General features: G+C 38.2%; 26 protein-coding genes and 1 riboswitch. Of the genes, 15 read left to right on the top strand and 11 right to left on the bottom strand.

Features of this window, described 5'->3' with window-relative positions:
* Positions 1-15: 15 nt before the first annotated feature.
* The 9 genes from AC056_RS08695 (at position 16) to AC056_RS08655 (ending at position 10,730) form a co-directional block, all read left to right on the top strand.
* Complete coding sequence (locus AC056_RS08695; RefSeq protein WP_077163357.1) at positions 16-2,796, top strand: nitrate reductase; 2,781 nt, start codon at positions 16-18, stop codon at positions 2,794-2,796.
* Positions 2,793-3,422, top strand: a complete 630-nt coding sequence (gene mobA / locus AC056_RS08690; RefSeq protein WP_077163356.1) for a molybdenum cofactor guanylyltransferase — start codon at positions 2,793-2,795, stop codon at positions 3,420-3,422. The genes AC056_RS08695 and mobA overlap by 4 nt, the downstream gene beginning before the upstream one ends.
* Positions 3,423-3,572: 150 nt before the next feature.
* Positions 3,573-5,846, top strand: a complete 2,274-nt coding sequence (locus AC056_RS08685; protein ID WP_077163355.1) for a molybdopterin-dependent oxidoreductase — start codon at positions 3,573-3,575, stop codon at positions 5,844-5,846.
* A 227-nt stretch (positions 5,847-6,073) separates the two neighbouring features.
* Entirely contained in the window at positions 6,074-7,114 is a 1,041-nt protein-coding gene (moaA, locus tag AC056_RS08680; protein WP_077163354.1) for a GTP 3',8-cyclase MoaA, read from the top strand.
* The gene (locus tag AC056_RS08675; protein ID WP_077163353.1) at positions 7,115-7,369 is read left to right on the top strand and encodes a MoaD/ThiS family protein; all 255 of its coding nucleotides are present in this window, start codon (positions 7,115-7,117) and stop codon (positions 7,367-7,369) included.
* A gap of 3 nt (positions 7,370-7,372) precedes the next feature.
* Entirely contained in the window at positions 7,373-7,858 is a 486-nt protein-coding gene (locus AC056_RS08670; protein WP_077163352.1) for a molybdenum cofactor biosynthesis protein MoaE, read from the top strand.
* 23 nt (positions 7,859-7,881) lie between these two features.
* Positions 7,882-8,805 (top strand): bifunctional molybdenum cofactor biosynthesis protein MoaC/MoaB, encoded by a 924-nt coding sequence (gene moaCB, locus AC056_RS08665; RefSeq protein WP_077163351.1) that lies wholly within the window; start codon positions 7,882-7,884, stop codon positions 8,803-8,805.
* A complete protein-coding gene (locus AC056_RS08660; protein ID WP_077163350.1) occupies positions 8,805-10,040 on the top strand; it encodes a molybdopterin molybdotransferase MoeA in 1,236 nt (411 codons plus the stop codon). The genes moaCB and AC056_RS08660 overlap by 1 nt, the downstream gene beginning before the upstream one ends.
* Before the next feature lie 207 nt (positions 10,041-10,247).
* Entirely contained in the window at positions 10,248-10,730 is a 483-nt protein-coding gene (locus tag AC056_RS08655) for a winged helix-turn-helix transcriptional regulator (RefSeq protein ID WP_019458721.1), read from the top strand.
* Here AC056_RS08655 and AC056_RS08650 read toward each other — a convergent pair.
* Positions 10,727-12,130, bottom strand: coding sequence for a PLP-dependent aminotransferase family protein (locus AC056_RS08650; protein WP_077163456.1), 1,404 nt, complete (start codon positions 12,128-12,130; stop codon positions 10,727-10,729). The genes AC056_RS08655 and AC056_RS08650 overlap by 4 nt on opposite strands.
* 122 nt (positions 12,131-12,252) lie before the next feature.
* Between AC056_RS08650 and AC056_RS08645 the strand changes: the two genes are divergently transcribed.
* Complete coding sequence (locus AC056_RS08645) at positions 12,253-13,116, top strand: DMT family transporter (protein WP_213033478.1); 864 nt, start codon at positions 12,253-12,255, stop codon at positions 13,114-13,116.
* 5 nt (positions 13,117-13,121) lie between these two features.
* Here the strand turns inward: AC056_RS08645 and AC056_RS08640 are convergent, their stop codons facing one another.
* From AC056_RS08640 to tusD, 4 genes are read right to left on the bottom strand one after another with little or no spacing between them, the layout of a single operon-like run.
* Complete coding sequence (locus AC056_RS08640) at positions 13,122-13,433, bottom strand: TusE/DsrC/DsvC family sulfur relay protein (RefSeq protein ID WP_001047539.1); 312 nt, start codon at positions 13,431-13,433, stop codon at positions 13,122-13,124.
* Between the two features lie 19 nt (positions 13,434-13,452).
* Positions 13,453-13,737: a DsrH like protein gene (locus AC056_RS08635; RefSeq protein ID WP_077163349.1), complete on the bottom strand. Its 285-nt coding sequence runs from the start codon at positions 13,735-13,737 to the stop codon at positions 13,453-13,455.
* Positions 13,738-13,754: 17 nt separating this feature from the next.
* Positions 13,755-14,105: a hypothetical protein gene (locus AC056_RS08630; protein ID WP_077163348.1), complete on the bottom strand. Its 351-nt coding sequence runs from the start codon at positions 14,103-14,105 to the stop codon at positions 13,755-13,757.
* Positions 14,106-14,149: 44 nt separating this feature from the next.
* Positions 14,150-14,518 carry a sulfurtransferase complex subunit TusD gene (gene tusD, locus AC056_RS08625; RefSeq protein ID WP_077163347.1) on the bottom strand — a complete coding sequence of 123 codons (369 nt, stop codon included), beginning with the start codon at positions 14,516-14,518 and terminating at the stop codon, positions 14,150-14,152.
* Between the two features lie 65 nt (positions 14,519-14,583).
* Here tusD and galE point away from each other — a divergent pair, with 65 nt between their 5' ends.
* Together galE and fumC are read left to right on the top strand one after the other, a co-directional pair.
* A complete protein-coding gene (gene galE, locus AC056_RS08620) occupies positions 14,584-15,591 on the top strand; it encodes a UDP-glucose 4-epimerase GalE (RefSeq protein WP_019458726.1) in 1,008 nt (335 codons plus the stop codon).
* A 114-nt stretch (positions 15,592-15,705) separates the two neighbouring features.
* Entirely contained in the window at positions 15,706-17,100 is a 1,395-nt protein-coding gene (gene fumC / locus AC056_RS08615) for a class II fumarate hydratase (protein ID WP_077163346.1), read from the top strand.
* A gap of 128 nt (positions 17,101-17,228) precedes the next feature.
* Here the strand turns inward: fumC and AC056_RS08610 are convergent, their stop codons facing one another.
* Both AC056_RS08610 and AC056_RS08605 read right to left on the bottom strand, forming a co-directional pair.
* The gene (locus tag AC056_RS08610; RefSeq protein ID WP_049066217.1) at positions 17,229-17,525 is read right to left on the bottom strand and encodes a hypothetical protein; all 297 of its coding nucleotides are present in this window, start codon (positions 17,523-17,525) and stop codon (positions 17,229-17,231) included.
* Positions 17,526-17,705: 180 nt separating this feature from the next.
* Complete coding sequence (locus AC056_RS08605; protein WP_077163345.1) at positions 17,706-18,164, bottom strand: hypothetical protein; 459 nt, start codon at positions 18,162-18,164, stop codon at positions 17,706-17,708.
* A gap of 311 nt (positions 18,165-18,475) precedes the next feature.
* Here AC056_RS08605 and AC056_RS08600 point away from each other — a divergent pair, with 311 nt between their 5' ends.
* On the top strand, positions 18,476-18,967 hold the full coding sequence (locus AC056_RS08600) for a hypothetical protein (protein ID WP_077163344.1): 492 nt from the start codon (positions 18,476-18,478) through the stop codon (positions 18,965-18,967).
* A 146-nt stretch (positions 18,968-19,113) separates the two neighbouring features.
* Positions 19,114-19,201: riboswitch (glycine riboswitch) on the top strand.
* 177 nt (positions 19,202-19,378) lie between these two features.
* Positions 19,379-20,623 carry a D-amino acid dehydrogenase gene (locus tag AC056_RS08595; protein ID WP_077163343.1) on the top strand — a complete coding sequence of 415 codons (1,245 nt, stop codon included), beginning with the start codon at positions 19,379-19,381 and terminating at the stop codon, positions 20,621-20,623.
* Between the two features lie 47 nt (positions 20,624-20,670).
* On the opposite strand, the gene AC056_RS08590 is transcribed toward AC056_RS08595, so the two are convergent.
* Positions 20,671-21,315, bottom strand: coding sequence for a hypothetical protein (locus AC056_RS08590; RefSeq protein ID WP_049064217.1), 645 nt, complete (start codon positions 21,313-21,315; stop codon positions 20,671-20,673).
* 100 nt (positions 21,316-21,415) lie between these two features.
* Between AC056_RS08590 and ispF the strand changes: the two genes are divergently transcribed.
* Entirely contained in the window at positions 21,416-21,898 is a 483-nt protein-coding gene (gene ispF / locus AC056_RS08585; RefSeq protein WP_004701182.1) for a 2-C-methyl-D-erythritol 2,4-cyclodiphosphate synthase, read from the top strand.
* On the opposite strand, the gene AC056_RS08580 is transcribed toward ispF, so the two are convergent.
* The 3 genes from AC056_RS08580 to AC056_RS08570 form a co-directional block, all read right to left on the bottom strand.
* A complete protein-coding gene (locus AC056_RS08580; RefSeq protein WP_004701184.1) occupies positions 21,895-22,419 on the bottom strand; it encodes a protein tyrosine phosphatase family protein in 525 nt (174 codons plus the stop codon). The two genes, ispF and AC056_RS08580, sit on opposite strands and share 4 nt — an antisense overlap.
* A gap of 191 nt (positions 22,420-22,610) precedes the next feature.
* A complete protein-coding gene (argF, locus tag AC056_RS08575) occupies positions 22,611-23,531 on the bottom strand; it encodes an ornithine carbamoyltransferase (protein ID WP_004701186.1) in 921 nt (306 codons plus the stop codon).
* A gap of 113 nt (positions 23,532-23,644) precedes the next feature.
* Positions 23,645-24,298, bottom strand: a complete 654-nt coding sequence (locus AC056_RS08570) for a TetR/AcrR family transcriptional regulator (RefSeq protein WP_077163342.1) — start codon at positions 24,296-24,298, stop codon at positions 23,645-23,647.
* Positions 24,299-24,300: the final 2 nt, after the last annotated feature.

Here is a 24,300-nt window from a genome sequence, read left to right as displayed (position 1 = left end):
GGGAAAGGAGCAGTTATGAACAGTATTCCAAGCGTTGAAATCGATAGCTCCGATCATGTTGCAAAAACAATCAAAACAACATGTCCATATTGTGGGGTGGGTTGCGGTGTTAGCGTAAACGTCCAACAAAAACCTCAAGGACCTGTGGTGCAAGTTGAGGGGGATGCTGAGCATCCTTCCAACTTTGGGCGCTTATGTATTAAAGGTAGCCGACTTGCGGATACATTAGGATTAGAAACACGTGTTTTACAACCAATGATGGGGCGCAAAGCTGATCGGGTGGTAACGACATGGGATGCGGCAATCAATAAAATTGCTGATAAATTCCAATCTTGTATCGACAAATATGGTCGTGACAGCATTGCATTTTATGTTTCAGGTCAGCTTTTGACTGAAGACTATTATGTGGTAAACAAGTTTGTAAAAGGCTATTTGGGCACTGCAAATATCGATACTAACTCACGGCTTTGTATGTCATCTGCGGTGGCAGGTCACAAACGTAGTTTCGGTGAAGATATTGTCCCTGCAAGTTATGAAGATTTTGAACATGCAGATATGGTGGTATTGGTTGGTTCTAATACTGCATGGTGCCATCCTGTGCTGTATCAACGGATCATGCAGGCTAAAAGCCAAAATCCAGATATGTTTGTGGTGGTGATTGACCCACGTTTTACCAGTACCTGTGAACAAGCGGACTTGCATTTGCCGATTTTACCGGGTCAAGACGTGGCTTTATTTAATGGCTTATTTCAATATCTATATCAAAATGGTCATGCCGATCAGGCCTTTGCAGATGCCTATACCGAAGGTTTGCAAGAAGTTTTGGCAAGCAGTCAGCCAGAAACTGATATCGAATATGTGGCAAAGCGTACAGGAATCGCACTCGATAAATTACAGCAGTTTTTTGAAAAATTTGCACAGACTGAAAAAGTAATCACCCTATTTTCAATGGGTGTGAATCAATCAAGTCAGGGAGTCAATAAAGCCAATAGCATTATTAACTGCCATTTACTAACAGGCAAAATTGGTAAGCTCGGTGCCGCTCCATTTTCGATGACAGGACAACCTAATGCGATGGGTGGACGAGAAGTTGGTGGCTTAGCCAATATGCTGGCTGCGCATATGGATTTAGATAACCCACTACATCAAAAAGTAGTGCAAACCTTTTGGGACAGTCCATTCATTGCAAATCAAGTGGGCTTAAAAGCAGTTGATTTATTCCGTGCTGTTGAAGCTGGAAAAATTAAAGCCATCTGGATTATGGCGACCAATCCAGTCGTGAGTTTGCCAGATGCAGATCAAGTTAAACGTGCATTAGAAAAGTGCGAATTGGTTGTCGTGTCAGATATCTGCGCAGATACGGATACTACAGCTTATGCTGATGTTTTGCTTCCAGCTTTAGGTTGGGGCGAAAAAGATGGGACCGTCACTAACTCTGAGCGTCGTATTTCACGCCAGCGTGCTTTTTTACCTGCACCGGGTGAAGCAAAAGCAGATTGGTGGTCAGTGAGCCAAGTTGCGAAAAAATTAGGCTTTAAAGGTTTTGACTTTAATAGTGCTGTGGATATTTTCAATGAGCATGCAGCGTTATCTGCACAAGACAATGCAGACATAAATGCTCGTGCAGAAAGTAATAATTTTCGTTATTTCAATCTAAAAGGTTTAATGAACCTAAGTAATGCTGAGTACGACGCTCTACAACCAATTCAATGGCCAGTGTGGAGTAAAAACCAAGACGCTAAAGCCGTTCAACAACTGTTTGGCAAAGGGCAGTTTAGTCATAAAAATGCCAAGGCAAAATTGATTCCGACTGTTGCAACTAATCCGGTACATGCAATTTCAGAAGATTATCCGCTCATTTTGAACACGGGGCGTATTCGTGATCAATGGCATACCATGACCCGTACTGGTTTGTCGCCAAATTTAACCAGTCATCGTGCTGAACCATTCTGTGAGATTCATCCAAGTGATGCATTGAAGTTTGGTGTGCGTGATCAAGGTTTGGTAGAAGTTCGTTCGAAATGGGGCAGTTGTGTACTACGCGTGACATTCTCATCGGGTGTTCGTCGTGGGCAAATTTTTGCACCGATTCACTGGACTGAACAGGTCGCATCCGACGCGCGTATTGGTAAAGTCGTGAATCCAGAAGTTGATGCAATTTCAGGTGAGCCCGAGTTCAAACATACGCCTGTAACCATTCAACCGTTCTATACCACTTGGCAAGGCGTGCTCTATATTCGTGAAGGATACGATTCGCACATTCAAGAATCGCTACATCACTGTGCATGGTGGACCAAAGTCAAAATGGTGAAAACCAATCGCTATGAACTTGCAGACCGCCAAACTTTTCATGATACTCAAAAGAATCTGAAAAGCTTTTTGCCATTTGCTGATGAAACCTTTGAATGGTTAAGCATAGAAGATATTTCTTCACAGCTGAGCCATAGCGTTATTTTGAAAGATGGCATTGTAATTGCAAGTCTATATATTGCACCGCCAGATTTATTGCCAGACCGTGATTGGGTAGCGAGTCTGTTTAAACGAGAGCGTTTAAGCGCCTTGCACCGTAAAGCTTTACTGGCAGGTATGCCAATGTCGGCTACCAATAATGATGGGCCTTTGGTGTGTAGTTGTTTTAAAGTAGGTAAGAATAAAATTATCGAAGCAATAAAAACACAAAACATTACCCATGAAAAACAGGTCACTGCTTGTTTAAAAGCGGGTGGGAACTGTGGTTCATGTTTACCTGAAATTCGTGGCCTGATTAAAGCTTGCCAACAAGAGGTGGAAGTGTGAATAAAGGATATCCCATAACTGATGTAGTCATATTAGCGGGAGGACAAGCCCGCCGTATGAATGGTTTAAATAAGCTTTTGCAACAATTTGATGGCGATACGCAACTACTCAAAATTCATCAAAAACTAAAGTCATCTGTATCTGAAATTTGGGTAAATAGTCATCGTGACTATTCAATCTATCAAAGTATTGTGCCCGATATTAAATGTTTTCAAGATGATGCTTCCGGTTTTTTTGGCCCACTTATGGGAATGAAAAGCGCATGGTCTCATGTAGAAGCAGATTATGTTTTATTTATTCCTTGTGATGTGACCTACATACCTACGCAAGTCGTTGCGAAATTACACAGCACTCTTCGGAAAAATAAACAGGCCCAGACAGCTTATGTTTCAATTAATGGTGATGCCTTATATCCATTTTGCTTATTAAAACGTGAAAGTCTCATCACCATAACGGAGCAAATTGAAAAGCAACGATTAAGTTTGAAAGAATGCTTTAAGCTTTTGCATGCGCAAGTCGCTATATTTCAAAAGCAAAACTTATTTTTCCATAGCATTAATTCTTTAGATGAACTTCAACAATACAAACAAATTAAAGCATTTAAAGAGATTTTTTCGACTAATTAGAACCTCAATCATATCGATTTAAAATTTACATTGATAATCTGAAATCATTTTTTAAATTTTGAGTTATTGACTGTTTAGAATTTAAGTTCTATTTTGGAACTTGTTATTTTCATTCTAGCCAGATGTATAAAAATAAATGGAGCCAGAAAAATGATGGACGCAGCTCAGCAAAGTAAAACAGATGTGACCGCATGTATTTTATGTTCAAGAAACTGCGGTTTGAGCGTAGAAATTAAAGATAACCAATTTGTCAAAATTAAAGGTAATCCTGAGCATCCATTTTCTCAAGGTTACATTTGCCAAAAAGCGGCAAGATTACAGCATTACCAGAAACATGCAGACCGTTTGAACACACCTTTAAAACGCCAACCAGATGGTTCATTTAAAGAAATTAGTTGGGATGTGGCGATACAAGAAATTGCCGATCAATTGGTGCAGATTAGAGATAAATTTGGCGGTACTGCTTTTGCTTCGGTTGGGGGCGGTGGACAGGGTAACCACCTCGGTGCAGCTTATGGTCGGCAACTTTTATTGGCTATGAAAAGTTATTATGCATATAACTCACTTGCCCAAGAAAAAACAGGTGATTTCTGGCTCAATGGCCGCCTATTCGGTAGTCAGGCTTGCCATACGACAGAAGATGTTGAATATGCAGATTACGTACTTTTTATTGGAACAAATCCGTTTCAAGCGCACGGTATTCCTAACGCACGAGACACGCTAAAACATATTAAGAAAGATCCGAACCGAACTATGGTGGTGTTCGACCCGCGTGTTACCGAAACAGCAAAACAAGCAGACATTCACGTACAGCTAAAACCTGGAACAGATGCTTTTTTAATGTCGGCCATGATTGCGATCATCATTAAAGAAAAGCTTTATGATGCAGCGTTTATTGAGCAGCATATACATGGGTTTGAAGAAGTAAAAGCTGCATTTAACCATGTCCCGATTGAAGACTATATTGCTAAAGCTGATGTACCTGTCGATTTGATTTATCAGGTTGTTCGAGAGTTTGCCAAGGCAAAAAGAGGCTGTGTACGTATTGATTTAGGTATTCAACATACTTTGAATACAACATTAAATGGTTATTTAGAAAAGCTTTTATACTTGCTGACAGGGAACTTTGGAAAACAGGGTACCAATAATTTGCATACCATGTTTATTCCAATTTTGACCGATACGGATGAAAGAAAAGCAAAATATCGACGTAGCGTTTATCATAAAATGTTCCCGATTTCCGGGTTTTTCCCGCCTAATATTTTACCCGATGAAATCCTAAAAGCAGGGGAAAATCGAATTCGTGCTGGGTTTGTAGATAGTTGTAATCCATTATTAACCTATCCTGATACACCAGCTTTTGAGGAAGCATTTAAAGCATTAGATTTGTTGGTGGTAGTTGATGTTGCGATGACAGAAACCGCGAGACTTGCACACTATATTTTGCCTGCTCATACTCAGTTTGAAAAATGGGAATTTACTGGTTTTAACTTGGAATTTCCTAAGAATGGTTTTCACCTGCGTCATCCCGTATTGGCTGCTCAAGCAAACACTTTACCGGAAGCCGAAATTTATACTCGATTACTGGAGGCTATGAATGCTATTCCGAAGAGTTTCCCAATTTTAGAAAAAATAGCTGCGGTCGACTCGAAAAAAACCGCCTACTTACCATATTTGTCGGCGCTAGGACTTACCTTGGCACGGCATAAAAAATATATCCCTTTTGCTGCCTCTATTATTTATCGAACTCTTGGCAAACGACTTGGCAATTCTGCAGATTCAGTTGCTTTTTTATTGCCCCTATCTATTCAATATGCTGTTTTACATACCAAAGCAGTACGCCGTGCAGGTTATAAAGGTAATCCATTAACACAAGGTGTCAAAGTATTTGAGCAGATATTAAAGCAACGTTCAGGTATGGTTTTATCGCAACATGAATATGATGAAGTCTGGAAACTGGTGGCTTATAAAGATAAGAAAATACGTCTTGCAATTCCAGAGATGTTAGCTGAGCTGGCAAATTTAAAAAATCATCAGGTTAATGTTGAAGAATTTCCATTCATACTTTTATCAGGTGAGCGACGTAGCTATAACGCCAATCAAATTTACCGTGATCCAGCTTGGCGAAAAGTAGATGCTGAAGGGGCTTTACGAATTCATCCTGAAGATGCAAAGCACCTAAATGTAGATGCAGGAGGTCAGGTTAAATGTATTTCACAACATGGGGAAATTCAGGTTACTGTAGATTTTGATGAGGGAATGCGAAAAGGTGTAGTTTCACTTCCACATGGTTATGGCATGCGCTTTCAAGGTGGTGAACCCATTGGACCACAATTAAATCGACTAATTTCCGCTGAACATTGCGATCCATTATCTAAAACGCCGTACCATAAATATGTACCCATCCGCTTAGAAAAGTGCTAGAAATAATGTAAGGCAAATAAGAGATTAATGCTGCACCAACTTTATACAGTTTTAAAATTACAGTGAAGTGGTGTAGCCAAAGGTCTATCAAAAAACCGAAGAAGTTATGGATGATAAATAGAATTGGAACAAATTTTGCATAAAAATCAGAGCACTATTGAAGAGCAATTTTCTATTTTAATTGCCCAGAAAAAGTGCCAGCAATATTTGAACTGTTCTCGACATGAGTGCAAAAGATGAAACAATACCACTCTGAAAATACGCCATCTGTTCTACAAGACCAATATGGGCGTATCAAGCGAAAGTTACGAATTTCGGTAACTGATCGCTGTAATTTTAAGTGTGTATATTGCATGCCTGAACATCCTGAATGGTTAAATAAACAAGACTTGCTTAGTTTTGAAGCGCTCTTCCAATTTTGTCATTTTATGGTGCAGCAAGGTATCGAAAGTATTCGCATTACGGGTGGTGAACCATTAATGCGTCAAGGTATTGTTCATTTCATTCGAGATCTACAGTCTTTAAAAAGTTTAGGTTTAAAACGTATATCGATAACTACAAATGGTCATTACCTTGCTAAATACGCTAAACAACTAAAAGATGCTGGATTAGATGACTTAAACATTAGTTTAGATAGTCTTGATTCAATTCAATTTAAAGAGCTCACTAAGAAAAAGTTAGAACCCGTTCTTGAGGGTATTCAAGCTGCTAAAGATGCAGGACTGCCTTTTAAAATTAACTGCGTATTAATGAAAGATAAAAATGATGATCAAATCTTACCCATGGTGAAGTGGTCGATTGCTAATCATATTCCGCTACGTTTTATCGAGTTTATGCCGCTTGATGGTGATGCACTTTGGTCAAATAAAGATGTGGTAAGCGAGGCTGAAATTTTGCAGGTATTGCAACCGCATTATTCGGTACAAGTGATCGAGCAGCAACATGAGCCAGCGCGTCAATATCTAATTAACGGTAGCTACCATTTAGGAATTATTTCCACAATTACGCATTCATTTTGTCATCAGTGTGACCGCATACGAATTACAGCAAAAGGCGAACTATATAACTGTTTGTTTGCACCGAAAGGCTTAAATATTAAGCCTCAGCTTGAAGCATTGGTAAGTAAACAACATAGGCCAGAATACGATATGACGGTCCAAAATTTAAATCATTTGGTTCATCCTTATATCTGGCACAAAGCCAAAGGTTTCCATGCCTTACAACATCAACAAACCCGTAAAATCAGCATGCATATGCTTGGGGGATAAATGCAACAATCTATTCAAATTAAAGTCGAAGCATTTGGTGCAATCGAAAAATTGCTTCCTGAAAATCTTTTGTTAGTTTGTCCTAATCATAGTTTGGTTAAAGATGTATTAGATGAAATTGTTTTATTACATCCGGAATCGACAAAAGCCATGGAAAAATGTGCATGTGCAATTGGTGACAATGTCATAACTAGAGAAACTGTCTTAAGTGAGCCATGCACTTTGGTTTTATTATCACCCGTTGCTGGAGGATGAATCATGAAAGATTTCGCAAGAATACAAGAGCAGGTTTTAAGCTTAGATAGTTTTGATCAGATTCAAGCTTTTCCTGAGTGTGGCGGTATCGATATTTTTATGGGTACGGTTCGTAATCACCACGAAGGTAAGGCGGTAAAGGCGCTGAAATATACATCGTATAAACCACTTGCAGAAAAAATGATACGTGAAATTGAACTAGAAATTGAGAAAAAGTATCAGGTATCTTATGTGCGAGTGGTTCATCGAATTGGATATCTGGATGTTGGTGAAACAGCAATCATTGCAATTGCTTATGCAGCCCATCGCCGTGAAGCTTTTCAAGCATGTGAGGAAGCAGTCGAACGGGTAAAACATGAAGTACCTGTCTTTAAAGAAGAGTTCTTTACCGATGGCACAAGTCATTATGTAGAGGGCTGCTGTATTCGTAAGGATGCACCACACGACCATAAGCATCACCATCATGCCGGCCATGAGCACTCACACTGAAATATGTAATACTAGGATAAATAATGAAAAACGTTGGAATGAAGCCGGAAAGTTATCGTGTTGCCGAAGCACAAGCGATTTTATATGCACCGCCGCACTGTATTGAACTATTAAGACAAGGAAACACGGAAAAAGGTGATGCATTAAAAACAGCACGTGTTGCAGGAATTTTGGCAGCAAAACGAACTGATGAGCTGATTCCATTATGTCATCCGCTACCGATTTATCGGGCAGATGTTGAATATGAATTAGAACATGACTTTGTAAAAATTATTACGGTCGTTGAGACCATTGGACCAACTGGCGTAGAAATGGAAGCTTTAACGGCGGCAAGTCTGGCCAGTTTAACCATTTACGACATGTTAAAGCCACATTGTGAACCAGAAGAGCTCTGGATGGATCAATGTAAACTACTGAAGAAAAAAGGTGGTAAATCACACTTCAAGCGAGTTCTTCGTCAACCTGTTTCGGCTGCGGTTATTGTATTGTCAGATACCGTAGCAGCGGGTAGAAAGCCAGATACTGCCGGAAAATCTGTAGTTGAAACGTTAACTGAAGCAGGGTTTGACCCCATTCATTACCAGATTTTGCCAGATGAAGCAGATACTTTAAAAAACTTAGTGCTTGAGTTGAGCAAATCATATGCTTGCATTATGACTGTTGGTGGTACAGGAATTGGCAAGCGTGATATTACAGTTGATACGCTAGAGCCTCTTTTAGAACGTAAATTAGATGGCTTAATGGAAGCTGCTCGCTCATTTGGACAAAAGCGTACACCGTATGCTGCTATGTCACGCGGAGTGGCAGGGTTTATTGACCGTTCGTTAGTGGTGACGTTACCGGGAAGCCGTGGTGGAGCAAGCGAATCAATGGTAGCTATTTTACCTGCCTTAGTCCATATTTTTGATGTTTGCCGTGATTTACCGCATCCAGGAGGCTATGAATAATGTCAGGTTGTGGTGCTGAGCGTGGATTAATCAGTATAGATGAAGCGCTAGATTTAGTGATTAATAAGCCTAAAAACTTAAACTCTATTCAAAAGACTCTAATAAATAGCCTAAGTAGTTATCTTGCTAAAGATATTTACTCTGAAATTAATCTACCAAGCTTTTCTCAAAGTGCGGTAGACGGTTATGCGCTTTGTAGCCATGCAGAAGATTTAAATAATCAAAAGTTTCAGGTTACTGGCGAGATTCGTGCTGGAAGTGAGAGTCACGACATACTCGGTGAAGGTCAGGCAATTCGTATATTTACGGGCGGCAAAATTCCTGAAGGGACAACGCATGTAGCTCGGCAAGAAATTGTATCGGTTATTTCGGCTCAAGAAATTTGTCTAACGGAGCATATACGCCCTCAAGCTGATATCCGTTTTACTGGTGAAGAAATCCAGCAGGGGCAGTTGCTTGCTCAAACAGGACAGTTTCTAAATATTGGAAGCTTGGCTGCTTTAAGTATGGCGGGAGTGCAAGAGCTTACTGTTTATCGTAGACCAAAAGTTGCAGTACTAGTCACAGGTGATGAAGTTGCTCAAACGGTAGATGATTTAATTGATGGAAAAGTCTTTGATGCAAATGGGCCTTTATTAAAAGCTTGGTTTGAAGATTATGGTTTAGATATTGAACTCATTCACGTGGCAGATGAAGCAGAGCAGGTCACCCATTACTTTAACCAATTAAAAGATAGTCATGATGTCATTATAACAACAGGCGGAGTTTCAGTCGGAGACTACGACTTTGTTCGACACTGTGCTTTCGAAGTTGGGTTTGAACAAATATTTTGGAAAGTTAAGCAAAAACCGGGTAAACCTTTATTCTTTGCCGAATATCATAATTCACAAGTTAGCCATTCATGCTATTTATTAGGCTTACCGGGCAATCCAGCTGCGGTATATGTAGCAATGCAAGTTTATGGCAAATCTTTGCTTGATGCATTGCAGGGCAATAGACAGGGACCAGAATGGTTTACAGCAATTTTAGAGCATGATTTAAAAGAAGATGCACGTGAGCGTTTTTTACGAATGTATGCTTATTTTGATGCAGGACAACTTAGAGTAAAAAGTTTAGCGAAGCAGCAGTCCCATATGCTGAGTAATCTTATGCAAGCCAATTGTTTAGTACGTATTCCTGCGAATAGAAAACTAGAGTCAGGTACATTATTAGAAGGAATCTTTATTTCAAATTAGCCTACAAATAAGCTGAATATGATTAATTTATACTTATAAGTTAATCATATTTTATAAATATTTCTATTCATGGTTATTTAAAAAATAAGCGTCATAAGTACATTAAAAACTTATTTTTAAGCTGAATGTTGCATATAACATATTAAGTGGTTTAGGGTATGAATAATAAGGCAAGTAGGCCAGTTCTATATTGAGGAAAGCATAAAGATGAAATGGGATGACATCGGTGATCAACCTTGTTCTGTTGCCCGCATGCTATCAGTAATTGGTGATCGATGGACGATGCTAATATTACGTAATGCTTTTATGGGAATTCGCCGTTTTGATGATTTTCAAAAATCGCTAGGTGTCACTCGTCATGTCCTATCGGATCGTTTAAAGCGTTTGGTTGAATACGAAATTTTAGTCAAAGCTCCTTATTTTGATCGTCAGGAACGCTTTGAATATCGTCTCACCGATAAAGGATTTGAGCTTTATCCAATTATATTATCTATGGCGAACTGGGCAGATAAATGGATGGATCAAGGTTTAGGTAAACCTTTGGAATATCGTCATAAAGCTTGTGGTCATAAATTTGAACCAATCATGGTATGTTCGGTCTGCCGTGAACCTTTGCATGCAAAACAAGTTCAAGTTACGGCTGGACCGGGCTATTTTGCTTATATAGAACAAAAGCAAAAACAAGCTTAAAGCGTTTTCTTTAAAGACTCTTGCTGAAGTGCCTCTGTAAGAGTCTTATAAATATAATCATGATTTGATTGGGTAATATTAAAACGAATAAATTGGCCTGCCGATTGTGCTTGGCTAAAAGCATTGCCCGGAGCAAGAATTACCTCTCGATTCAGACAAAACTGAGCAATCTTCGCTGCATCTACTCCTTCGGGTAACCGACACCACACAAAAATTCCAGCTTTGGGTTCAATCCATGGTTCTATTCCAATCGATTTAAGTTTCGCTATTGTTTCCCGCATGGCTTGAGCTAAACGAACTTTTAACACATCTAGATGCTTACGATATGAACCATCGGTTAAAGCTGTGTGTAAAATTTTAGCTGAAAGGCCATTGTGAGAAAAGCTGGTAGCTATTTTTAAATCGGTAATTTGATCAATCCATTCTGGTTTAGCAATAATGTAGCCGCAGCGAATAGAGGCAGAGAGTGTTTTAGAAAAACTTCCAATAAAAATCACGCGTGAAAGGTTGTCTAGGGCCGCAAGTTGTGGCGCTGAAGTATGTTCAAAATCTGAAAATATATCGTCTTCAATCACAATCAAATTAGACTGCTCAATGAGTTTTAATAATTGATGAGCGATCGAAAGTGAGAGTGTTGCACCAGTGGGGTTGTGTATTCCAGAATTTGTAATGTAAAGCCGTGGATTATGGGTCTCAATCGCTTCTTTAAAGGTTTCTAAATCTGGTCCGCTTGATGTATAAGGAATGCCAATAACTTTAACTTGATGAACTTTAAGTAAAGCATGAAAGTTAAAGTAGCAAGGGTCATCAATCAAAACAACATCATCTGGTTTAAGTAAAAAACGACAAACTAGATCAATTGCTTGAGTACCAGAATCAGTTAAAAGAACTTGGTTCAAGTTTGCTTCTATACCTTTACTTTGCGCTCGCCTAGCGAGTAAATCTCTTAATGCTGGTAGCCCTAAAGGTGACGAATAGCCCATTAAGTTATCATCTTCGTTACGTGTAGCAGATCTTAAAGCTTTACGAATACTTTCAAGTGGCATCCAGTCATTTGGTAACCAGCCACAACCAGGTTTAAATGCATCGGGTTTTGCTTCCAAAGACTGACGCGAAATCCATAACGGATCTATAGAACGATCTAATTTAGGGCCTAATTCACTTAAAGCCAAAGGGGCAAGCGGTCCTACGACATAAAAACCAGAGCCACTACGAGATTCAATTTTACCTACGGCAATTAACCGCTCATAAGCTTCAACAATAGTAGAAACAGAAAAACCTAAATCTTTGGATAGTTTACGTACAGAAGGTAAACGGGAGCCTGGTGTTAAAGAACGATTTTTAATTTGCTGTTCAATCTGTGAAATAACAAGCTCGATTTTTGTTTTTGACTGATTCACGTTAACCATCTCTAACTGTATTGCTTATTTATACATAACAGTTTTTTGAAATTGTACTGCTTTGTATCTGGTTTTGACACCATATCACAGCTTAAATTCTTCGTATAGTTGCGGAGAATAATATGCAAAAGTTTATGAATGGTTGGGTAAATGGTTTTATTGGGGTTGCGATTTTTGCAGGCTCATTACCAGCCACCCGTGTTGCGGTTACCAGTTTTGATCCTGGTTTTCTCACGGCGGCAAGAGCAGCCATTGCGGGTATTCTAGGTTTAATTCTTATCTTTTTGCTTAAAGAAAAAAGACCGGCTAAACAATATTGGGGGGCACTTGCTATAGTTGCTTTAGGTGTTGTGGTGGGTTTTCCCTTATTTACGGCACTTGCTTTGCAATATATGAATGCAGCACATTCAATTGTCTTTGTGAGTCTTCTACCGCTTGCAACAGCGATATTTGCAGTAGTGAGAGGCGGAGAAAAACCAAATTTATTTTTTTGGATATTTGCAATTTTAGGCAGTCTGATTGTTTTTACCTACATGTTTTTTTTATCGGGTGAAGCTTCTTTTGGCATCGGCGATTTATACATGCTTATTGCAATTATTCTATGTGGATTTGGCTATGCAGAAGGCGGAGTACTTTCGAAAAAAATAGGTGGCTGGCAGGTGATTTGTTGGGCGCTTATTTTAGCTTTACCGATTATGTTATTTGCTACTATTTTTTACATGCCTGTTTCTTTCCAAGATGTATCTACATCGGCGATAGCAGGGCTGGTTTATGTATCGTTATTTAGTATGCTTATCGGGTTCTTTTTCTGGTACAAAGGGCTTGCACAAGGCGGTATTGCTGCAATTAGCCAGCTACAGCTTTTACAACCTTTAATGGGACTCGCGATTGCCGCACTGTTATTACATGAACATGTAAGTTGGTCGATGTTAATGGTAACGGCAGTAACAATTCTATGTGTCGCTGCCGCTAAAAAGTTCGCATAAAAAAGTTATAAACAATTTGCTGGTTTAGGAATGCCTGCTAAACGACTGAGATGGCGCGCAACTAAACCAGTATTAAATTTTTGCTGTAAAACAGCATTATTGATATCAGGACTGACAGTTTTCATTAAGAATTTAATGAGGGGACGAGTCGCTGGAGAATGCCCAAATTGCTGATAAAATTGGCGAACCGCAGCTAAAACTTCAAAATGCCAATCTGTTAATTCAAGATCGAGAGATTTGGCAAGTTCCTGTGCGACTTCGGGATTCCAAATCGTATAGTCGACTAAATGACCATCTTGATCTAATTCTAAATTCATAAAAATGAGCCTAACTATATTATTTCAAAGAAATACATCGATTAAATTGTAAAACCAGATCCGCAAACTGGTCATAGTTTAATACCTTAACGTGAGCCAAGGTTTCTGCATCAATTAAATCTTTTTCATGAGACAAACAAGAAACTGAGCCAAACTGCTGACAAATGCTTAGGGAAAGCTGTGCGGTTGAATCGCCCATAAAAATAATCTGATCGTCTTTATGAAAAAGTTTTTCAAGTTCTTCAATAATGCAAGGAGTATGTTGATAAGAAGCTTGCACCAGATAAAGTGTTGATTGCGTCATTAAATTTACACCTTTATCTACCAATATAAGACATGATTGAAGGATTGGATGAGTTCAGTATCTAACTGAACAAACTCTAGCTCCTGCTCACTGTTTTGAACAAAAGGATGCTGTTTATTTTTGGTCTCAACAAGAATGGGGCTCAAGTCATAAAACTCAAAGCTATCCACCATGTTTGAAGCAATTTTAAAAGCATGCTGCAACTGGTCAAAGTTATGTTCATTTTGTAAGAGGCTAAGAGCTGCATCTTTCAATAATACTTTGACTGGTGAGCCAAAGGTTGCTAAAACCATAGTAGCGGCGAGGCTTTCATTGACTTGTAGGCTGGTTAGATTGGCTTGGGTCAAAATAACGAGTACAGTTTTCACACAATATACCTTTTAAAAGCAACAATCTAAGTTAACAAAGTAACTTAGAATTGAAGAAGACGAGAGGCTGACTGTACTGCATCAGCAAGTTCACCTAGTCCAACTAACTCAAAGTTGTCCGCTAGGTTGTGATGACTAAGTTGATGGCGACTCGCATTTTCTGCATCGGTAATACCACGTGCAAGGGCGGCGCTGACACAGACAGGAAGTTGGATCGAGAGCTTTTGCCATTCATGCGTTAAATTACGCTGGTCGTCAGGAACCCACTGAAAATCATTCGCAACCTGAACGCCATCTTGGTAAAAGAATACACGAAAGTCTTCATTTTTACTTTTGAGTGCCTGAGCAAGGCCCAGCGCATGCCAAGCATGGATTGAAGTAGGAGCAGAGGTTATTAGTAGTAATGTACTCATTGAGAATTCACTATGGTCATACGTCTAAATGGGCGTAGATACATTAAGAGAAAGGTAAGTATACAATGATTTTAGTGACAGGTGGTTTAGGCTTTATCGGTTCACACATTGCATTGAGTCTGTTGGCTCAAGGCCAAGAAGTGGTTATTGTCGATAATTTGGCTAACTCGACCTTGCAAACGCTTGAGCGGTTAGAATACATCTCTGGTATGTACGTTCCGTTTGTTAAACTTGATGTACGTAATACACCTGCATTGAATAAGGTATTTGAACAATACTCAATTGATGCAGTCATTCACACCGCTGGTTTTAAATCCATTGAAGAATCTAACTTAAAACCGCTCGAATATTATAACGATAATGTCAGTTGCATCATGAGTCTATTACGTGCGATGCAACGTACAGGAGTTCGTCATTTTATCCATTTATCTAGCTTGGCAGTCTATGGAAAATCTGATTTAGAACTAAGTGAAACACAAGATTTCAACTACGCTTATCCAAATCCATATATCAAATCTCAACAGATGATTGAAGAAATCATCCGTGATACCTATAAAATTGATCATGAATGGAAAATTGCGATCTTACGCCTATCAAACATTGTAGGTGCTTTTGAACATGGTGTATTAGGTGAGTATGTTGCGCAGCTTCCTAAAAATATTGTACCGCTTGCATTGCAAGTAGCAGCCATGCAGCGTGATTTAATTGAATTACAAGACCAAGTGTCTACCGAAGACCATACTGTAGAGCGTAGTTTTCTACATGTCTTAGATGTATGCGAAGCTGTAAGTGCAACTCTACTATGGCTACGTGATCAAACCCATTGCTGTGAAGCATTTAATATTGCACATGACCAAGTACATTCAATTCGTCAGTTATTAGATGAAATTTCACAAGTGACCCAAGCTGAAATTCCGACACAATCGGCAATTTATAAGCATGAAGAATTGGCTCAACTTGGTGCAAATGTAGGAAAAGCAAAAACTTTATTACAATGGAATCCGAAACGAACTTTAAAGCAAATGATTGAAGATGAATGGAGATTCTATCAAAACACATTAAATGGAAGATGAGATAATGATTCTTATTTACAATAATGGAATGCTTGAGTACGATACTAAAATTAACTAGCCAAAGCAAAAATTGCTTCAGCCCGTGAGTTCTTTAACCAGATAACCGAGGTTTCTATGCAAACACGAATTGAACATGACACTATGGGTGAGATTGAAGTTCCAAATGAAGCGCTATGGGGAGCACAAACCCAACGTAGCTTACAGAACTTCAAAATCGGGCAGGAGCGTTTACCCCGTGCCATGATTCGAGCGATGGGATTGGTAAAAAAAGCAGCAGCAATAACCAATGCAGAGTTAGGACAGTTACCACAAGATTTAAGTCAATATATTGTGGGCGCTGCCGAAGAAGTGATTGCAGGAAAATGGGACCCACAGTTCCCACTCGTAGTTTGGCAAACAGGTTCTGGTACACAAAGCAACATGAACTGTAATGAAGTGATTGCCAATATTGCCAACCAAAAATTAGGTGAAGTGCTGGGCGCACAAAAACCAGTACATCCAAATGATCATGTCAATCGTGCGCAATCTACCAATGACTCATTTCCAACAGCTATTCACGTAGCAGCAAGTTTGCAAATTAATGAATTGCTGATTCCAGCTGTAGAGCAGCTTAAAGCAACTTTGCAGAAGAAGTCCGATGAGTTTCACGATATTGTTAAAATTGGCCGTACTCATTTGCAAGATGCTACACCATTAACCTTAGGCCAAGAATTTAGTGGTTATGTTTCTCAGCTTGAGCACGGTTTAGTACGTCTACAACAAGCTTTAACTGGTTTATATGAGTTGCCATTGGGTGGCACAGCAGTGGGAACAGGGTTAAATGCTCATCCTGACTATGCTGTTAAGGCAGCAACTCAGCTTGCAGCTTTAACAGGTTTGCCATTTGTTACTGCTCCTAATAAATTTGAAGCACTTGCAGGGCGTGATGCCGCTGTTTTTGCATCAGGCGCATTAAAAACTTTAGCAGTAAGCTTAAATAAGATTGCTAATGATATTCGTTGGTTAGCAAGTGGGCCACGCTGTGGTTTTGGTGAAATTCGCATTCCTGAAAATGAACCAGGCTCAAGTATTATGCCGGGTAAAGTGAACCCAACACAAAGTGAAGCAATGACCATGGTGGTTGCACAAGTGCTTGGCAACGATACCACTATTAATGTCGCAGGTGCTTCGGGTAACTTCGAACTAAACGTATTTATGCCAGTAATTGCTTATAATTTATTGCAATCAATTCAGCTTCTTGGCGATGCATGTAATAGTTTTAATGATCACTGTGCGGTTGGAATTGAACCTAACCGCGATAAAATTGACCACTTCTTGCATAACTCTCTCATGTTAGTTACTGCATTAAATCCAGTTATTGGTTATGAAAACTCTGCAAAAGTAGCGAAAACTGCCTATAAAGAGAATAAGACTTTAAAACAAGTAGCTGTTGAGCTTGGTTTAGTAACAGCTGAACAGTTTGACGAAGTCGTTAAACCTGAAAAAATGGTTTCGCCAAATAGTAAATAAGCAGTCTATATAGCCATCAGTAGTTTATGTACATTCAGTACAAAATGGCACTACTGATGGCTATTATATCTACGCATTAAATCTATAGCTTTTCATATATGCTCTAACTTATAGGTTGATAATAAAAGCTACATCAGTAGATCTTCTATATATTCCCAACCATTTGCTTTCATTTCTTCAAATTTTCTTTTTAGTTCTTCTTTCGTGTATTCATGAGCATCTTTTGCTAAAAGAATATGATAAGAATTTGAGGCTGGATCTATAGTGACCTCTGTAATTTCTATCGGTTCAATCACACCATTTTCGGTCAGACCAAGATCGGTAAAGCACATTCCTTTTACTGGAATAACGCTGCATTCATATTCTTTTGAAATAAAATAGTGATTTGAATAAGTTGAATAGGTACGTGAAGCTCGAATCTTCATTGATCTCTCCTTTATTTGTAGGGAAGACATCAATAGTTTGGTGTCTTTTAACTGTTAAAACTGTTTAATTTTTATTGTTTATTTACTATGAATCTTTGTTTTTTATAATTTTTAACCTTCTATCTCAAAGTTTCTTATAGAAGCCTTCCATTAAAAGAAGGCTTCAGAATATATAAAAGCTTATTTTAAAATTTTGTAAACTTTCTCTTTGTATTCGTCGTTGGAAATGACTCCTTTATCGTATTGCTGTTTTAATGATCTATATTGTTGAATACGAATATCTCTTTTGAGACCTATATCATCATGATTTCTAATGTAGTAGAGACTTCGGTCATGATCACTCATATTCACAGTTGGATCTGGAGAGTGAGAGTATGTATTTTGTGGTTTCTCATCTTGGTATTGTTTGGCAATTTCAGAAAAATCTACTGCTTTCTTGTTTGAATCGGAACGAAAAGGATTGTGTTGTGATTCGTTAAACTTATGATTTGAATTGTTTATCTCAAGCATACTTCTATGGCGATTCGATTTTTGGTCATAAAACTCTTGTTCAGTTGGGAAGGTAATCGTTTCAGAAAATACAGAAGAAGAAAAAGTACCAATACTTAAAAATAATAAAATTAACTGTGATCTATTCATTTCTTTGGGAGCCAGATGAAATTGAGTAAATCACTGTATTGTAACATTAAATCTTAATAAGAGGCTGAGTTGTAGTGTATTTAATGAGCACTAACTTTTTGAGCTATTAATTCATATCAGCGCTCTTTACAAAGTTAATTGAATTTAATTGTTCTTATATAGCTTAATCAAACTAACTTAGAGTTGAATAAGCTGTCATAATTGTTAAAATGCCCACCTTATCCTGTTTTTGTATTGTTTTTAATTTGCATTTATTTTGCGATATAGAAATTAAACACATAATAAACAGTTGCTTAGCCAAGGATTTTTGAATGCTCTCGATTTATTTAACAGATACCGAACAACATGTGCAGTTTAATGATTACCCAAGTGATCAGCCTGTTAAATTTCTGTTAAATCTTAAAAAGATTTTTCCAAGTACTGGTGATTTACTGTTACCTGTTTTACCCGAAGATAATAATCTGGAAAACGTAACTTGGGAATCAACGACAAAAGACTTTGAAATCTTCAAAAAATTGTTGGCAGGTTGGGGTGTTATTGAGCTTCGTTTAAATGCAATCACAACATATAAAGATAAAAATTTTGCAAATGAGCTCATTAAACAAGCTCAAGCTAAACGTAAAAAAGTAGCACAAAAAAATCATCAACTGTCTTTAGTTTCGTTGGATTATATTTTTATGCACGAAATTCATGCACTAATTGATGCTGAGTTGGTCACAATTGGTGAGAAGTTTTATTTACCAACCTTGCGAGAGCAATGGAAAGGTCTAGTTTCTGACCAAGTGCTTGAAGGAAAGCTCTAATAAATAGCAAAAGGTGAATTTAAATAATTCACCTTTTTTTATAATTAAATCAAATACTTTCTTGTTTAATTGAATTGCTGTACAAAAGTTTACAAGAAAAGAATGCGTTTTTTTAAAAGTGGCAGATACATTGCTTATATAAATACAAAATTATTGCGGGAGAGAGGTTCTTAGGAACCCGCCGAAGGAGCAACAGGCCCGGAAACTCTCAGGCAAAAGGACTGTAATAATTAAAAAATCTGGAGAGCAGCTTAAGATTTATAAGCATGAAGAATAAAAACTTATAAGTCATAAACTCACCGAAGGGGAAGATCGAAATGCTAAAAGGTAGTGTTTAGGTCGAAACTCTCAGGTACAAATGACAGATGGGCTGTACTGATGAAATGTTTTTGCATTTCAGAGGAGTCTGTTATGCCACATGTTATTGTGATTGGTGCAGGAATCACAGGGGTTACTTCAGCCTATGAATTATCTCAATTAGGTTACCAAGTCACAGTGATTGATCGCCATCTTTATCCAGCTATGGAAACATCATTTGCAAATGGAGGGCAATTATCTGCTTGTAATGCAGAAGTCTGGAACCAGAAAGCGACCGTTATAAAAGGTTTTAAATGGATGAGGCAAAAAGATGCTCCTCTATTACTTAACCCTTCTTTTAGTTTGCACAAATATAGCTGGTTAGTTGAGTTTCTATCTCATATTAAAAATTATGAGGCTAACACCATAGAAACTGTTCGCTTAGCATTGCTCGCTCGTAAGCGCTTGTTTGAAGTCGCTGAAAAAGAGCAGCTTCAATTTGATTTGGAGAAACGCGGTATTCTTCATATGTATCACAGTAAGGCTGATTATGACGTTGCCAAACAGGTGAATGACGTCTTAAACAAAGGTACTTTGGAGCGCTATTCAGTTTCACCAGAGGAAATGAAGACAATCGAGCCATCTTTAACTGGTGATTACTTTGGGGGGTATTACACTCCAAGTGATGCAACTGGAGACATTCATAAATATTCAACAGCTTTAGCTGAAAAGACTAAACAATATGGTGTTCAGTATAAATTTGGACTTGAAGTGACTGATATTAAGTGTCACACAGATAAAGTAGTGTTGAATTGTCAGCCAAGTGCTGAACATCCTCATCTTTCTCAATCAGATAGCTTTCAATTGGAAGGTGATGTTCTGGTTGTTTGTGGTGGTGTCGGAAGTTATCAGTTGGCTGATATGGTCGGTGAGCGTGTAAATGTTTATCCAGTTAAAGGCTATTCAATTACTGTCCAATTGAAAGATGAGAAAAGTATTAAAAATGCGCCATGGGTGAGTTTGCTTGATGAAAGCGCCAAAATTGTAACGTCTCGTTTAGGCCAAGATCGTTTACGTATTGCAGGTACTGCTGAGTTTAACGGCTATAATCGAGACATTCGAGCGGATCGTATTCAACCCCTAGTGAATTGGGTGAATCGTAATTTTGACATTTCAACTGAGCATGTTGTTCCATGGGCAGGTTTAAGACCGATGATGCCTAATATGCTGCCAGTCGTAAAACAGTCTAAACAGCCACGGGTTTTTTATAATACTGGACATGGCCATTTAGGTTGGACTTTATCAGCAGCGACTGCTGTTTTGGTGAGTCAAGATATTCTGCAGAAATATCCAGCATAAAAAAGAAAAGCCAGTGTATATTCACTGGCTTTTTTGTTTTATATCAACTAATCATATAGTCTATAAACACCAGTAAATCGTTCACAGCCTTTTTGTTGGGTTTTCACTACAAGTAAGGCCTTTTGGAAATCGAACTTATATTTGCAGTTATGTTCGTTGTCTAAAATTTCACTTTTTTGTTCAGGAGAGCTATAAGCCATGAGTGAAATAGTTTGCGTATCTTTTCGGTTATTCGGATTACGGTAAGCTAATCCTTCGATTTTGATTTTATCTTTAGCAAGTTGATGAATTTGTAAATGAACAGGTTGAGCTGCAATATGCCCATTTTCAAATTTAAGATAATGCTGCGTTAGGGTTTGCTTAAGTGATGCATAAAAGTTTAAATCATCCCCACGTATATCAAACTGTTGTTGAAAACATGAAGTGTTTTTGCATTGTTGAGTATGTTTAAACCACAAAGTCTGTGTATCTTGTAGAAGTTTTAAGGGGGCATCTGTAACTAAGTATGCAGAAAGATATTGATTGTTAAGTTGCTTACGCGCTTCACTAAAGGTTTTTGAGCAGATTTTGAGCTCAGATTTTGAATTTGAGCAGTCGATAGATTCCGCAAAAACAAATGGTGAGCATAAACAACTCAATGTCACGACAAAACTTAATCTTTTCAATTGATTCATATCAGTATTCGACGGCATGATCGCTTATACTTTCAGTCTACTTTGCTAAGTGTACTATAGCGAAACACAACAGCTGAATACAAGATTTCTTAAGTTTTTATAGAAGGGAAGAGTTGATATGGTCGCTCAAATTCGTATTGGACAAGGAATGGATGTACATGCCTTTGAAGAGGGTAACTTCGTAACTTTGGCTGGCGTTCAGATTCCACATACGCATGGCTTAAAAGCACATTCTGATGGCGATGTTGTGTTACATGCGCTATGTGATGCTTTACTCGGTGCACTGGCGCTTGGTGATATTGGTCAGCATTTTCCAGATACCGATCCCGAGTTTAAAGGAGCGGATAGCCGTGTACTGCTAAAACACGTTTACCAATTAATATTAGACCGTGGTTATCGTTTGAATAATGCTGATATTACTGTAGCTTGCGAACGTCCTAAATTAGCGAAACATAATTTAGAGATGCGCCAAAGCATTGCAGATGTTTTGAATGTGGATTTAAATCAAATTAGTATCAAAGCGACCACCACCGAAAAACTTGGGTTTACGGGTCGCCAAGAAGGAATTTTAGCAACAGCGACGGTATTAATCTCTAATTAAACTAAATCATCAGTTTGTTGCAGAGACTGTTGAAGTTCTAAGGTAGCCTTACGGCCTTGTAGCTGTAAGGTAATACTATGGATCAGTCCTGTCCAAGTTTCATTGGGTTCCCAAATTTCGTGTAGTAAATCTTGAGAAGTTGGCATGTCCATATTCATATAAAATTGTCTGTATACGTACATGAGACAACTTACACGTTTGTTTTTGGCACAATGTAACCAAACGATTTCATTTTGAACCAAATGATCAATTAAATCTAAAACCAATAAGCATTGGTCAGAAGAAGGTGTTTCCCAGTCAATTGGAATATGAATGTAATTTAAACCATGCTCAAGACAAACCTGATCTTCATTTTCAATACAATTCGATGAATTTGTCAAAGCTAAATTGATAACAGTACTACAGCCGTACTCTTTAATGAGTTTGAGCTGTTCAACGGAAGGTTGTGCTGAACTAAATAAGTGTTCATGAATAATTGAAAATGCAGGGATTTGAGATAGTGATTCTTCAAGGGTTGTCATAATCGCACTCTACAAGAGTAGGCTTGGCTTATTGTGTAGAATGTTATACACGATTCTAGAGTGTAGTTGAAATATAGACTGTTTATATATTCAGCAACATCGTGAAAAATTTTAAAAAATAAACAAGAAAAATAAGAGTTTTATGGAAATAAAAAAAACAGCACCTTAAAGATGCTGTTTTTCTATCGAGATTAAGCTTTTTTCAAATTTTCATTCAATAAAAATTCCATTAAAGCTTTCTGAGCATGTAGGCGGTTTTCTGCTTCATCCCATACGACTGAATTTTTATGATCAAGCATGGTTTCTGAAATTTCTTCACCACGATGTGCTGGCAAACAATGCATAAATAAACAGTCTGGATGTGCAAGACTCATCAGTTTTTCATTGACTTGAAACGCTGAAAAAGCATTCTTACGTAATTTTTGTTCTTCTTCTTGCCCCATGCTTGCCCATACGTCTGTAACGATAAGGTCAGCATTTACAGCGGCATCTTCAGCATTGTCAAAAAGCTCAACACAATGTCCAAACTCTGCTAAAAATTCAGGTTTAGGCTCAAAACCCTTTGGCGAAGCAATTTTTAATTTAAAACCCATTAAATGTGCAGCTTCAATATATGAATTACACATATTATTGCCATCACCAATCCAAGCTACGGTTTTACCTTCGATACTACCGCGATGCTCAATATAAGTTTGTAAATCTGCAAGTAACTGACAAGGGTGGTGGTCATCAGTTAGGCCGTTAATCACAGGAACTTTTGAGTAAGATGCAAAGCGTTCAACAATATCGTGACCAAAAGTACGAATCATCACAATATCAAGCATGCTTGATATAACACGTGCTGAGTCTTCAATAGGCTCACCACGACCTAGTTGTGTGTCGCGAGGTGACAAAAAGATGGCACTGCCACCAAATTGGTTAATACCAGCCTCAAAAGAAATACGAGTGCGTGTGCTCGATTTTTCAAAAATCATTCCCAATACTTTACCAACAAAAGGCTGATAAACCTTATTGCCTTGTTGCATTTTTTTTAGTTCACTTGCGCGTTCTAAGATGCGGTTAAGTTCTAATGTGGATAGATCACGTAAAGTCAGGAAATGTCTTAGAGCCATGTAGCTACTCCATAATAATTGTCTTTGAAATACAACAATTATCTGTTGTTGGCTGGGTGGATGTGGAGAAAAAGAAGTCTACTATACTATAAGCATTTCAAAATGCAAAAGAATTAGACTTTATGGTGGCCTTTTAAGAAAATTTCTACACAATATTCAATATAATCAAATGCTTCTTTCTCATTGGGTAGGGCAGGCATACCCATAATCATACGCCACTCAATATCGCGTATAATCCCAAAGTACATGAGTGAAGAATGATAAGGAGAAGGACATGTGATTTCTCCTGCATTGTGCGCAAACTCTAATGCTTGAGTAAGAGTATTCTGTAAGTTGTGTACCCATTTGTCATAAAGGTATTGTATGAGGACTGTATTGCATTCGGTCTGTTCGATAATAAGTCGTAAAAACGCGATATGTTCCGGTTGAATGATATGAACGTAAACACGTTCGAGCGTTTGAATTAGATATTCTTTTAAAGTACTTTTTTCAGGATTAAATGGAATACACACATCTTTAAAAAACATTTCACGTTTATAGTCACAAATAGCGGTAAAAAGTCCTTCTTTGTTTCCAAAATATTTATAAATAGAGGCCTTTGAACCACCTGCATGATTTACGATATCGTCCAGAGATACGGCATCATATCCTTTTTCCAAAAACAGCTCGGTTGCGCTTAGCAATAAAGCTAAACGACGTTCGATACCGCGGCGCGTTTGAGGTTTGTCACATATAGGATGATGTGACTCAAGGACTGGATCATGCATAA

Source organism: Acinetobacter genomosp. 33YU, assembly GCF_001990725.1.
GTDB lineage: Bacteria > Pseudomonadota > Gammaproteobacteria > Pseudomonadales > Moraxellaceae > Acinetobacter > Acinetobacter seifertii.
Note: the sequence above shows the minus strand (reverse complement) of the source record. Positions and strands in the feature narration are given on the sequence as shown.

Coding starts and splice junctions, on each gene's coding strand:
- AC056_RS08695 (WP_077163357.1), top strand. CDS start 16: ATGAACAGTATTCCAAGCGTTGAAATCGATAGCTCCGATCATGTTGCA.
- AC056_RS08685 (WP_077163355.1), top strand. CDS start 3,573: ATGATGGACGCAGCTCAGCAAAGTAAAACAGATGTGACCGCATGTATT.
- AC056_RS08675 (WP_077163353.1), top strand. CDS start 7,115: ATGCAACAATCTATTCAAATTAAAGTCGAAGCATTTGGTGCAATCGAA.
- AC056_RS08670 (WP_077163352.1), top strand. CDS start 7,373: ATGAAAGATTTCGCAAGAATACAAGAGCAGGTTTTAAGCTTAGATAGT.
- moaCB (WP_077163351.1), top strand. CDS start 7,882: ATGAAAAACGTTGGAATGAAGCCGGAAAGTTATCGTGTTGCCGAAGCA.
- AC056_RS08660 (WP_077163350.1), top strand. CDS start 8,805: ATGTCAGGTTGTGGTGCTGAGCGTGGATTAATCAGTATAGATGAAGCG.
- AC056_RS08655 (WP_019458721.1), top strand. CDS start 10,248: ATGAAATGGGATGACATCGGTGATCAACCTTGTTCTGTTGCCCGCATG.
- AC056_RS08645 (WP_213033478.1), top strand. CDS start 12,253: ATGCAAAAGTTTATGAATGGTTGGGTAAATGGTTTTATTGGGGTTGCG.
- AC056_RS08640 (WP_001047539.1), bottom strand. CDS start 13,433: ATGAATTTAGAATTAGATCAAGATGGTCATTTAGTCGACTATACGATT.
- AC056_RS08635 (WP_077163349.1), bottom strand. CDS start 13,737: ATGACGCAATCAACACTTTATCTGGTGCAAGCTTCTTATCAACATACT.
- tusD (WP_077163347.1), bottom strand. CDS start 14,518: ATGAGTACATTACTACTAATAACCTCTGCTCCTACTTCAATCCATGCT.
- galE (WP_019458726.1), top strand. CDS start 14,584: ATGATTTTAGTGACAGGTGGTTTAGGCTTTATCGGTTCACACATTGCA.
- fumC (WP_077163346.1), top strand. CDS start 15,706: ATGCAAACACGAATTGAACATGACACTATGGGTGAGATTGAAGTTCCA.
- AC056_RS08610 (WP_049066217.1), bottom strand. CDS start 17,525: ATGAAGATTCGAGCTTCACGTACCTATTCAACTTATTCAAATCACTAT.
- AC056_RS08605 (WP_077163345.1), bottom strand. CDS start 18,164: ATGAATAGATCACAGTTAATTTTATTATTTTTAAGTATTGGTACTTTT.
- AC056_RS08600 (WP_077163344.1), top strand. CDS start 18,476: ATGCTCTCGATTTATTTAACAGATACCGAACAACATGTGCAGTTTAAT.
- AC056_RS08595 (WP_077163343.1), top strand. CDS start 19,379: ATGCCACATGTTATTGTGATTGGTGCAGGAATCACAGGGGTTACTTCA.
- AC056_RS08590 (WP_049064217.1), bottom strand. CDS start 21,315: ATGCCGTCGAATACTGATATGAATCAATTGAAAAGATTAAGTTTTGTC.
- ispF (WP_004701182.1), top strand. CDS start 21,416: ATGGTCGCTCAAATTCGTATTGGACAAGGAATGGATGTACATGCCTTT.
- AC056_RS08580 (WP_004701184.1), bottom strand. CDS start 22,419: ATGACAACCCTTGAAGAATCACTATCTCAAATCCCTGCATTTTCAATT.
- argF (WP_004701186.1), bottom strand. CDS start 23,531: ATGGCTCTAAGACATTTCCTGACTTTACGTGATCTATCCACATTAGAA.
- AC056_RS08570 (WP_077163342.1), bottom strand. CDS start 24,298: ATGCATGATCCAGTCCTTGAGTCACATCATCCTATATGTGACAAACCT.